We start from the raw sequence: 10,653 nt of genomic DNA on the forward strand, positions 1-10,653 counted from the left end.
ACGCATGAGCAATGACGAGCCTCCAGTCCGACGCGCCCGCCGAGGCAGCGGCGCGGTCACCCTTCATGACGTCGCGAAGCTCGCGGGCGTGGCGCCGATCACCGCCTCGCGGGCCTTGAGTTCGCCGCGGCAGGTGTCGGCCGAGGTGCTGAAGAAGGTCACGGCCGCGGTCGAGCGGACCGGCTACGTGCGCAACGTGCTGGCCGGCGGCCTGGCGTCCACGCGCAGCCGGCTGGTGGCGGCGGTGGTGCCGACGATTGCCGGCCCGGTGTTCCTGCAGACCGTGCAGTCCCTGACCCAGGCGCTGGCCGAGCGCGGCTACCAGCTGATGCTGGGCCAGAGCGGCTACGTCGATTCGCGCGAGGACGCGCTGCTCGAAGCCATCATCGGCCGCCGCCCGGACGGCATCGTGCTGACCGGCATCATGCATTCGCCCGAGGGGCGCAAGCGCCTGCTGGCCGCCGGCATCCCGGTGGTCGAGACCTGGGACCTCACGCCGACGCCGCTCGACATGCTGGTGGGCTTCTCGCACCCGGCGGTCGGCCGGGCGGTGGTCGAGTTCCTGCATGCCCGGGGCCGCCGCCGGCTGGCGGTGATCGCCGGCGACGACGAACGTGCCCTGCGGCGCTTGCAGGCCTTCCAGGACACGGCGCGCGCCGCCGGCCTGCCCGAAGTCGCCGTGGTGCGGGTGCCGGCGCCGACCACCCTGAAGAGCGGCCGCTCGGCGCTCGCCGAGCTGCTGCGCGAGGCGCCGGGCATCGACGCCGTCTTCTGCAGTTCGGACCTGCTCGCGCTCGGCGTCATGACCGAGGCGCAGGCGCGGGGCATTGCCGTTCCCGGGCAGCTGGCGGTGGTCGGCTTCGGCGACCTCGAATTCGCCGCCGATCTCCATCCGGCGCTGACCACGGTGCGCATCGACGGCACGGCCATCGGGCGCCAGGCCGCGCAGTTCATCGTCGACCGGGCGGAGGGCGGGCAGCGTGGGCCGCGGGTGGTCGACATCGGCTTCTCGATCGTCGAGCGCGCCAGCGCCTGATCCGTACAAACCCCTAGCCGGATCCGCTGGCCTTCGAAAAAAGGTAGCGCTATCATTCAACCATCAAAGGTAGCGCTACCATTTCAAGGAGACAGGCATGAAGAGATTGTTCGGCACGCTCGCCCTCGGCCTCGCGGCCCTCGGCGCCCAGGCCCAGGACTGGCCCCAGAAACCCGTGACCCTCGTGGTTCCCTTCCCGCCCGGCGGTTCGACCGACATGGTGGCGCGCGCCATGGCGCCGAAACTCGGCGACAAGCTGGGCCAGACCTTCCTGGTCGACAACAAGGCCGGCGCCACCGGCACCATCGGCGCGACCCAGGTGAAGCGCTCGGCGCCCGACGGCGCCACCTTCCTCGTGACCTCGCTGGGCCCGCTCGTGATCGCACCGCACCTGATCAAGGGCATGCCCTACGACGCGCTGAAGGACTTCGACCTGATCACGGTGGCGGTGCAGGCGCCCAACGTGCTGGTGGTGCCGGCCAAGTCGCCGCACAAGTCGGTGGCCGACGCCATCGCGAACCTGAAGGCGAACCCGGGCAAGATGACCTTCGCCTCCTCGGGCAACGGCTCGAGCGACCACCTCACGGCCGAGCTGTTCTGGCAACAGACCGCCACCAGCGGTCTGCACGTGCCGTACAAGGGCGGGGCGCCCGCGATCACGGACCTGCTCGGCGGCCAGGTCGATGCGTCGTTCCAGAACGTCAACGCGGTGGTGCAGAACATCCAGGCCGGCAAGCTCCGGGCGCTCGCGGTGACCGGCGACAAGCGTTCGCCCGTGCTGCCCGAGGTCCCCACCGCGGCCGAAGCCGGCATCAAGAACCTCGAGGTCTATTCGTGGCAGGCGATCGTCGCGCCCAGGGGCCTGTCGCCCGCGGTGCGCAGCAAGGCGCACGATGCGATGGTCGCCGCGCTCAACGACCCCGCGGTCAGGCAGCAGTTCACCGCCATCGGCCTCGAGGTGGTCGCCAACACGCCCGAGCAGTTCGCCAAGTTCCAGCAGCAGGAGTTCGCTCGCTGGAAGAAAGTGATTGACACAGGCAAGATCTCAATCGACTAAGCAGAGTACCCGCCATGCCCCATTCCACCCCCTTCGTCACCGCGCTGCGCGTGATCCCGGTCGCCGGCCGCGACAGCATGCTGTTGAACCTGAGCGGCGCGCACGGACCCTTCTTTACCCGCAACCTGCTGATCCTCACCGACAACGCCGGGCGCACCGGCGTCGGCGAGGTGCCGGGCGGCGAGAAGATCCGCCAGACGCTCGAGGACGCGCGCGACCTGGTCGTCGGCCAGTCGATCGGCGCCTGCCAGCGCGTGCTGCAGCAGGTGCAGAAACAGTTCGCCGACCGCGACGCCGGTGGACGCGGACTGCAGACCTTCGACCTGCGCACCACCATCCATGCGGTGACCGCGATCGAGTCGGCGCTGCTCGACCTGCTGGGCCAGCACCTGGGCGTGCCGGTCGCGGCGCTGCTCGGTGAAGGCCAGCAACGCGACGCGGTCGAGATGCTGGGCTACCTGTTCTTCGTCGGCGATCGCGACCAGACCGACCTGCCCTATGCCCGTGAGCCCGGGGCCGACAACGACTGGTGCCGGCTGCGGCACGAGCAGGCGATGACGCCCGAAGCCGTGGTGCGGCTGGCCGAGGCGGCGCGCGACCGCTACGGCTTCAACGACTTCAAGCTCAAGGGCGGCGTGCTGCGCGGCGAGGCCGAGATCGAGTGCATGGTCGCGCTGCACGAGCGCTTCCCCGGGGCCCGCGTCACGCTCGACCCCAACGGCGGCTGGCTGCTCAAGGATGCGATCCGCCTGATGCGCGACATGCGCGGCGTGGTCGCCTATGCCGAGGATCCCTGCGGCGCCGAGGAGGGCTTCTCGGGCCGCGAGGTGATGGCGGAGTTCCGGCGCGCCACCGGCCTGCCGACCGCCACCAACATGATCGCCACCGACTGGCGCCAGATGAGCCATGCGCTGGCGCTGCAGTCGGTCGACATTCCGCTGGCCGATCCGCATTTCTGGACCATGGCCGGCTCGGTGCGGGTGGCCCAGACCTGCCGCGACTGGGGACTGACCTGGGGTTCGCACTCGAACAACCACTTCGATGTCTCGCTCGCGATGTTCACCCAGGTGGGCGCCGCCGCGCCGGGCCGCGTGACCGCGATCGACACCCACTGGATCTGGCAGGACGGCCAGCGCCTGACCAAGGAGCCGCTGCGCATCGAGGGCGGCCTGGTGCAGTTGCCGAAGAAGCCGGGCCTGGGCGTCGAGCTCGACATGGCGGAGGTCGAGAAGGCTCACCAGCTCTACAAGCAGCACGGCCTCGGCGCGCGCGACGATGCGGTCGCGATGCAGGGCCTGATTCCCGGCTGGCGCTTTGACCCCAAGCGCCCGGCCTTCGACCGATAGGACTGAGACCTTGCGGGACAGACCAAGAAACTGCGCAGCAGTTTTTGCTCTGTCCTCAACTGACTAGAAGGAGCCATCCATGAGAGAAAACCGCCTGCGCACGCTGTGGAAATCGGGAGGCGCCGCGGTCAACGGCTGGCTCGCGATTCCCAATGGCTTCTCGGCCGAGACCATGGCCCACCAGGGCTGGGACTCGCTGACCATCGACCTGCAGCACGGCGTGGTCGACTACCAGTCGATGATCCCGATGCTGCAGGCGATCTCGACCACCGACACGGTGCCCGTGGTGCGCGTGCCGTGGCTCGATCCGAGCGCGCTCATGAAGGCGCTCGACGCCGGCGCCTATGGCCTCATCTGCCCGATGATCAGCACCGCCGACGAGGCCGCGCGGCTGGTCGCCTACACCCACTACGCGCCGCGCGGCACCCGCAGCTTCGGGCCGGTGCGCGCCTCGCTCTACGGCGGCGCCGACTATGCGCAGCATGCCAACGACACCATCGTGACCTTCGCGATGATCGAGACCGCGCAGGCACTGGACAACCTCGACGCCATCCTGTCGGTCGAGGGGCTGGACGCGGTCTACATCGGGCCATCCGACCTCTCGCTGGCGCTGGGCTGCAGGCCGGTGTTCGACGAGGTCGACCCGCCGGTCGCGCAGGCCATCGACCACATCCTCGAGCGCGCCAAGGCGCACGGCCTGGTGGCCGGGATCCACAACGGCACGGCCGAAGGCGCGCTGGCGCGCATCGCCAAGGGCTTCCAGTTCGTCACCGTGAGTTCGGACGCGCGACTGATCGCGGCCGGCTCGCAGCAACTGCTTTCGCAAATGCGCGCCGCTCCGGCGGCGCCCGGCTCCACCTCCTACTGAAAGGGAACTGACCATGAAGATCGGATTCATCGGCCTCGGCATCATGGGCGCGCCGATGGCGCAGAACCTGCTGCAGGCGGGCCACGAGATGATCGTGCGCACGCGCAGCAAGGTGCCCGACGCGCTGAAGGGCGCCACCGTCTGCAAGACCAACGCCGAGGTGGCGCGCGCGGCCGAGGTCGTCATCCTGATGCTGCCGGACACGCCCGACGTCGAGCAGGTGCTGTTCGGCGAGGACGGCGTCGCTTCCGGGCTCACCAAAGGCAAGACGGTGATCGACATGAGCTCGATCGCGCCGATGGAGACCAAGCGCTTCGCAAAGAAGATCAACGAACTCGGCTGCGACTACCTCGACGCCCCGGTCTCGGGCGGCGAAGTGGGCGCCAAGGCCGCCAGCCTGACCATCATGGTGGGCGGCGACGAGGCCGTGTTCGAGCGCGCCCGGCCGCTGTTCGAGGCCATGGGCAAGAACATCACGCGGGTGGGCGGCAACGGCGACGGCCAGACCACCAAGGTGGCGAACCAGATCATCGTGGCGCTCAACATCGCGGCGGTCGGCGAGGCGCTGCTGTTCGCCAGCAAGGCCGGCGCCGATCCGGCCAAGGTGCGGCAGGCGCTGATGGGCGGCTTCGCGGCCAGCCGCATCCTCGAGGTGCATGGCGAGCGGATGATCAAGCGCACCTTCAATCCGGGCTTCCGGATCGCGCTGCACCAGAAGGACCTGAACCTGGCGCTTGCCGGCGCGAAGGAAATGGACGTGGCGTTGCCGCAGACCGCGTCGGCGGCCCAGCTGATGCAGTCCTGTGCCGCCCATGGGTGGGACCAGCTCGATCACTCGGCGCTGGTCAAGGCGCTCGAGCAGATGGCTGCCCACGAAGTGGCGAAGGGCTGATCAGCCGAAGGCGGGCAGGCCGAGCCGCGTGTAGACCGCGGCCGCCTGCCGGCGCAGCCGCAGCGACTCCGGCTGGCCGTTGACCTGCTGCTGCAGGATGCCCTGAGCGCCGGCCAGCGAGGCCTCGGTGCCCAGGCGTGTCAGCGCATCGAGATACACCTGTTCGAACAAGTCGCGCTGCGCATGGCTGCCGCCGATCTCGACCAGCCGCGGCAGCGCCTGGCCCAGGCCATCGATGGCCGCCGCGAAGTCGCCGTGCGCGTGGGCGCGAAGGCCATGTGCTGCCGGCACGCAGACGCGCTGCCAGGCCTCGCGCGTCGATGGCGGCGCGTTCGGCGCGAACGCCTCGATGTTGTGCAGCAGGACATCGGCCTCGGCGCGGCCGGCGCGTGCCAGCCCGTAGAGGTATTGCAGGTCCAGGAAGGGCAGCACGTGGTCGCCGAGCCGCTCGGCCAGGTGGTCGGCCACGTCATGCCATCGGTCGCCGACCGGAATGCCCGCGAGCTCGAAACGCGCCAGCAGCGATACCGCGCCGACCTGGTCCTGGGAGTAGCCCTTGACCACGCCCCAGACCTCGCGGTCGTAGACCTCGAGCGCCTCGGCGTCGCGGCCCAGGTCGATCAGGAACAGCGCGACGTGCCACCAGTTGTGCGTGACCATGAAGGAGTTGAGCCCGACCCAGGTGTCGCTGAGGGCCCGCATGACGGCCAGTCCTTCATGGAGGCGCCCTTCGGTCAGCATCACGTGGCCGAGTGCGTGGTGCGCCCAGGGCTCCTTGCGCCGCATAGCGATCGCGCGGCGCGCGCTGGCCTCGGCCTCGCGCAGCAGGTGGCATTGCTCGTAGCCGAAGGCCGCCATGCCGTGCAGGTAGGGCACGTCGCCGGCTGCGGGCAGCGCGGCCAGTGCGAGCCGCAGCATGCCGGGGCAGTCGCCGGTGTTGAAGCAGTGGTACTGGCCCAGCTTGAGCGAAGCCAGGTCGCGCGGATGCTCCTTCGCCTGCTCCTGGTGCAGCGCGATGGCGCGCGCGATGTCGCCGGCGGCCCAGGCCGCGATGGCTTCGATGTAGCGCCGCTCGCGCGGCGTGGCACGCGCCGCGCCGGCCCGGGCACGGTCGAGGAAGGGGCGGGCGTTGGCGGCCGCCTCCTTCGATTCGGCGAACAGGTGCAGCGTCGCGCAGTAGGCCTGCACGATCGGGCTCGCATCGTCGGCGGCGGCCAGCGCGTCGACCGCGCGTGCCTCACAGGAGATGAAGCCCTCGACGAAGGCATCGATCGCCGGCAGGCTCGCGACGCCGTCGACCGTGACCGGATTGCCCAGGCTGTCGGTGAAGCTCATCGCGTCGCTTGCTACGCCCTGGCGGGTCACCCGCGCGGCGGCTCGGGCCAGGGCCGCTGCGGATCGCGGATCAGCTCGAACGCGCGCGAAATCTTGAGCACGCCCAGGTCGTCGAAGCGCTGCCCCGCGATCTGCAGGCCGATCGGCAGGCCGCCGGCGCTGTAGCCGCAATTGATCGAGGCCGCGGGCTGCTCCGACATGTTGAACGGCACCGTGAAGCCGATGTGCTCCAGCGGCCGCAGCGGGTCGTTGGTGGGCGAGGGCGCCTCGGCCGCGGCGGGCAGGTTCGGTGCGGTCGGCGAGATCACGTAGTCGTACCGGGCGCAGGCCGCCACGGCCGCGACCCGCGTCGCATGGAACTGGCTGAAGGCGCGGAACACATGCTCGCCGCTGAAGCCCTCGGCGCTCTCGGCCCACTGGCGGATGTAGGGCAGCACCTTGGCCCGTTGCTCGGGACGCAGCGCGTTCATGTCGACCAGCGAGCGCATGCGCCACAGGTGGTCCATGCCGTCGAGCATCGCCTGCGACATAAAGGGCTGCATCGTTTCCACGACCGCGCCCGCGCGTTCGAAGAGGCGCGCCGCGTGCTCGACCGCGGCCCGGATCTCGGGCTCCACGGCCAGGCCGCAGCCGGCGTCGAGCAGGAGGCCGATGCGCAGGCCGCGCAGGTGGTCGGTGCCCACATCGAAGCTCGACCACGCGAGCTCCTGCGCCGGCAGGCTCATGCTGTCGCGCGCATCGGGCAGCGCCAGCGTCTGCATCATCAGCGCGGCATCGCCGACGCTGCGCGTCATCGGCCCTGCGGCCCGGCCCATGTAGGGCGGGTCGATCGGGATCCGGCCCAGGCTGGGCTTGAGCGTGAAGATGCCGCACCAGGCGGCCGGCAGTCGCAGCGACCCGCCGATGTCGGTGCCGATGTGCAGCGGGCCGTAGCCCGCGGCCGCCGCGGCGCCGGCGCCGGCACTCGATCCGCCGGGCGTCTTCGACAGGTCCCAGGGATTGCGCGCCAGTGCATGGAAGCTCGAGAGGCCCGAGGACAGCATGCCGTAGTCGGGCATCGTGGTCTTGCCGAGGATCACCGCGCCGGCTTCCTTGAGCCGCGCCGCGGGGGGCGCGTCGACGGCCGCCGGTCGCAGCTCGCTCGCCGCGGTGCCGGCGGGCATCGGATCGCCGCGGGTGGCGATGTTTTCCTTGATCGTGGTCGGCACGCCGTCGAGCGCGCCCAAGGGCTTGCCGTGGCCCCAGCGCGCCTCGGCCGCGCGCGCCTGTTCGAGCGCGGCCTCGGGGCGCAGCAGCCAGGTGGCCTGCAGATGCGGCTCCCAGTGCTCGATGTGGTCGAGCACCGATTGCGTGACCTCGACCGGCGAGAGGCTCTTGTCGCGGTAGCCGGCGAGCAGCTCTCGCGCCGAGAGTTCGTGCAGCGCGCGCGTCACGACCAGGACAGCGCCGACAGATCGTTGACGAAGACCGGCATGTCCTTCCACAGGCCCTTGACGCCCTTCTTCGCGACGGTCGGCCACTGGGGCTGGAACAGGAAGCCGTTGGCGGCGTCGTTGGCCAGCAGGCGCTGCGCATCGCCCAGCAGCTTGTTGCGTTCGGCCGTGTTGCCGGTGGCCTTGATCTTGTCGAACAGGGCGTTGAATTCCTTCGACTGGTAGCCCCAGTAGTAGTCCGGCTTCGCGTAGTTGCCGAGGTCGAAGGGCTCGACGTGCGAAATGACGCTGAGGTCGAAGTCGTGGCCGCCGCCGTAGGTGGCGCTGAGCCACTGGGCCCATTCGACGTTCTGGATCTTGACGACGATGCCGATCTTGGCCAGTTGCGCGGCGATCACCTCGCCGCCTTGGCGCGCATAGGGCGGCGGCGGCAGCGTCATCGTGAGCTCGAGCGGGGTCTTCACGCCGGCCTCGGCCAGCAACTGCTTGGCCTTCTCGATGTTGAAGGGGTTGACCGCCGTGGTGTCGACATAGCCCGCGGCGCCCGGCACGTAGTGGCTGCCGATCGGCACGCCGAAGCCGTCGACCGCGCCCTCGATGACCGCCTTGCGGTCGATCGCCATCAGGATCGCGCGCCGCACGCGCACGTCGTCCAGCGGCTTCCTCTTGTTGTTGATGGACAGGATGGTCTTGGCGCGCGAGCCGCTCAGGATCACCTGGAACTGCGGGTTGTTCTTGAACTGCGGCACCACGCGCGTGCCGATGCGCGGGAAGGCGTCGACGTCGCCGGCCAGCACCGCGGCGGCCTGGGCGGCCGGGTCGGAGATGAAGCGGAACGTGACCTTGTTGATCTTGGCCGCGCCCGGGTTGCGGAAGCCGTCCCACTTGCTCAGCACCAGCGAGCTGCCCTTGTTCCAGCTGTCGAGCTTGTAGGGGCCGGTGCCCACGGGCTTGGTGGCGTTGGTGTCGGCGCTCTTGGGCTCGACGATGACGGCTGTCGCCTGGCCCAGCACGAACGGCAGCTCGGGGTCGATCTCCTTGTTGATCAGGACCACCGTGTGGTCGTCGATCACCTGGGTGCTGATGTTGGCGAAGGTGCGCTTGTCCTTGTTGGTGCTTTTCTCGCTGCCGGCGCGGTCGAACGAGAACTTGACCGCCTGCGCGTTGAAGGGTTCGCCGTTCTGGAACTTGACGCCGCGCTTGAGCTTGAAGGTGTAAGTGCGCAGGTCGGGCGAGACCTCCCAGCTCTCGGCCAGCAGCGGCGTGACGCTGCCGTCGGCATTGATCTTGGTCAGCGTTTCGAAGACGTTGTACTGGACGATCTCGGCGATCGCGGAGGCGGCGCCGGCGGACGGATCCAGGCCCGGCGGTTCGAGTGCCATGCCCAGCACGATCGAGTCCTTGCGGCCCTGCGCCAGCGCGGCCTGCGGCAGCGCGAGCGGCACGGTGGCGAGTGCGGCGGTGGTCAGGAGGGTGCGGCGATTCAGCATGGTTCAGGGCTCCAGGGAAAAGCAAATGGGAAATAGAACGTTACATCATCGCGAGCCGGTGCCTGCGCGGCAAGCATTTGCTTATGCGGCGGACAGCGGCTCGGCTCGCGGCACCGCGGCGAGCAGTGCCTGGGTGTAGGGATGCCGCGCATGCGCGAAGAGCTGCTGCGGCGCACCGCGCTCGACCACGATGCCGCGGTGCAGCACGCAGACCTCGTCGCACAGGTGGTTGACCACCGCGAGGTCGTGGCTGATCAGCAGGTAGCTGATGCCGAACTGCTGCTGCAGGTCCTGCATGAGGTTGAGCACCTGGGCCTGGACCGAGACGTCGAGCGCGCTGACCGGCTCGTCGGCCACGATCAGCCGGGGCCGCGTGATCAGGGCCCGTGCGATCGCGATGCGCTGGCGCTGGCCGCCCGAGAACTCGTGCGGATACTTGTGCAGGTCGCTGGTGCGCAGGCCGACGGCGGCCAGCGCTTCGGTGGCACGCTCGCGCTGCTCGACGCGGCTGGTCTCGGCCAGTGCTTCGAGCGGCTCGGCGACGATGCGCGCCACGGTCTGGCGCGGATCGAGCGAGCCGTAGGGGTCCTGGAACACCATCTGCACATCGCGCCGCGCCGCGCGCAGTTCGTCCTTGGGCAGTGCATGCAGGTCGCGGCCAAGCAGCTTCACGCTGCCCGAGGTCGGCCGGTCCAGCGCCATCACCAGCCGCGCGATGGTCGACTTGCCCGAGCCCGATTCGCCGACGATGCCCAGGCTCTGGCCGGGGCGGACGCTGAAGCTCACGCCGTTGAGTGCCTTCACCATCGGCGGCGGGCCGAACAGGCGTTCGCGCGGCAGGGTGTAGTGGCGAACGAGGTCCGTGACTTGAAGCAGCGCGGCCGAATTCGGATCGGGATCGAAGTGGTCCGTCATGCGGCGGCTCCTTCTTCGGCGGCGATCTCGTCGAGCCGGATGCAGCGCACCCGGTGGTCGTGCGGCAGCAGCACCGGCGGCGGACGTGTCGCCTGGCAAGCCTCGACCGTGAAGCTGCAGCGGCCCGCGAACGGACATCCCGGCGGCAGGTCCACCAGTTCGGGCACGCTGCCGCGGATGGTCGCGAGCTTGAGGCCGCGCGGGGCGCCCAGCGCCGGCCGGGCCGCGAACAGGCCGCGGGTGTAGGGGTGGGCGCGCTCGGCGAAGACCGCGGCGGTCGG

General features: G+C 69.9%; 10 protein-coding genes. 5 read left to right on the forward strand and 5 right to left on the reverse strand.

The features are described from left to right. The first annotated feature begins 4 nt into the window (after positions 1–4). The 5 genes from AC1DYK_RS13640 to glxR all read left to right on the forward strand — a co-directional run bounded on the left by AC1DYK_RS13640 (position 5) and on the right by glxR (position 5,199). A complete protein-coding gene (locus AC1DYK_RS13640) occupies positions 5–1,036 on the forward strand; it encodes a LacI family DNA-binding transcriptional regulator (RefSeq protein WP_478166800.1) in 1,032 nt (343 codons plus the stop codon). Between the two features lie 97 nt (positions 1,037–1,133). Beyond that, positions 1,134–2,093 (forward strand): Bug family tripartite tricarboxylate transporter substrate binding protein, encoded by a 960-nt coding sequence (locus AC1DYK_RS13645; RefSeq protein WP_478166801.1) that lies wholly within the window; start codon positions 1,134–1,136, stop codon positions 2,091–2,093. A gap of 14 nt (positions 2,094–2,107) precedes the next feature. Next, the gene (gene gudD, locus AC1DYK_RS13650) at positions 2,108–3,439 is read left to right on the forward strand and encodes a glucarate dehydratase (RefSeq protein WP_478166802.1); all 1,332 of its coding nucleotides are present in this window, start codon (positions 2,108–2,110) and stop codon (positions 3,437–3,439) included. 79 nt (positions 3,440–3,518) lie between these two features. Continuing rightward, positions 3,519–4,307, forward strand: a complete 789-nt coding sequence (locus AC1DYK_RS13655) for an HpcH/HpaI aldolase family protein (protein WP_478086545.1) — start codon at positions 3,519–3,521, stop codon at positions 4,305–4,307. Positions 4,308–4,320: 13 nt separating this feature from the next. After that, positions 4,321–5,199, forward strand: coding sequence for a 2-hydroxy-3-oxopropionate reductase (glxR, locus tag AC1DYK_RS13660; protein WP_478086544.1), 879 nt, complete (start codon positions 4,321–4,323; stop codon positions 5,197–5,199). Here glxR and AC1DYK_RS13665 read toward each other — a convergent pair whose 3' ends face one another. The 5 genes from AC1DYK_RS13665 to AC1DYK_RS13685 form a co-directional block, all read right to left on the reverse strand. Beyond that, a complete protein-coding gene (locus AC1DYK_RS13665; RefSeq protein WP_478166803.1) occupies positions 5,200–6,534 on the reverse strand; it encodes a tetratricopeptide repeat protein in 1,335 nt (444 codons plus the stop codon). It lies immediately after the preceding gene. Between the two features lie 26 nt (positions 6,535–6,560). After that, positions 6,561–7,967 (reverse strand): amidase, encoded by a 1,407-nt coding sequence (locus AC1DYK_RS13670; protein ID WP_478166804.1) that lies wholly within the window; start codon positions 7,965–7,967, stop codon positions 6,561–6,563. Then, positions 7,964–9,457, reverse strand: a complete 1,494-nt coding sequence (locus AC1DYK_RS13675; RefSeq protein WP_478166805.1) for an ABC transporter substrate-binding protein — start codon at positions 9,455–9,457, stop codon at positions 7,964–7,966. Before AC1DYK_RS13675 ends, AC1DYK_RS13670 begins: the two co-directional genes overlap by 4 nt. An 81-nt stretch (positions 9,458–9,538) precedes the next feature. Beyond that, positions 9,539–10,372, reverse strand: a complete 834-nt coding sequence (locus AC1DYK_RS13680; RefSeq protein WP_478166806.1) for an ATP-binding cassette domain-containing protein — start codon at positions 10,370–10,372, stop codon at positions 9,539–9,541. Further along, a partial coding sequence (locus AC1DYK_RS13685; protein WP_478166807.1) for an oligopeptide/dipeptide ABC transporter ATP-binding protein occupies positions 10,369–10,653 on the reverse strand: 285 nt, incomplete at its 5' end. The genes AC1DYK_RS13685 and AC1DYK_RS13680, both read right to left, overlap by 4 nt.

This window comes from Variovorax sp. P2_H12, from assembly GCF_056403395.1.

Bases quoted from the DNA above. Each gene is read 5' to 3' on its own strand.
- AC1DYK_RS13645 (WP_478166801.1), top strand. From the start codon at position 1,134: ATGAAGAGATTGTTCGGCACGCTCGCCCTCGGCCTCGCGGCCCTCGGC.
- gudD (WP_478166802.1), top strand. From the start codon at position 2,108: ATGCCCCATTCCACCCCCTTCGTCACCGCGCTGCGCGTGATCCCGGTC.
- AC1DYK_RS13665 (WP_478166803.1), bottom strand. From the start codon at position 6,534: ATGAGCTTCACCGACAGCCTGGGCAATCCGGTCACGGTCGACGGCGTC.
- AC1DYK_RS13640 (WP_478166800.1), top strand. From the start codon at position 5: ATGAGCAATGACGAGCCTCCAGTCCGACGCGCCCGCCGAGGCAGCGGC.
- AC1DYK_RS13680 (WP_478166806.1), bottom strand. From the start codon at position 10,372: ATGACGGACCACTTCGATCCCGATCCGAATTCGGCCGCGCTGCTTCAA.
- AC1DYK_RS13655 (WP_478086545.1), top strand. From the start codon at position 3,519: ATGAGAGAAAACCGCCTGCGCACGCTGTGGAAATCGGGAGGCGCCGCG.
- glxR (WP_478086544.1), top strand. From the start codon at position 4,321: ATGAAGATCGGATTCATCGGCCTCGGCATCATGGGCGCGCCGATGGCG.
- AC1DYK_RS13675 (WP_478166805.1), bottom strand. From the start codon at position 9,457: ATGCTGAATCGCCGCACCCTCCTGACCACCGCCGCACTCGCCACCGTG.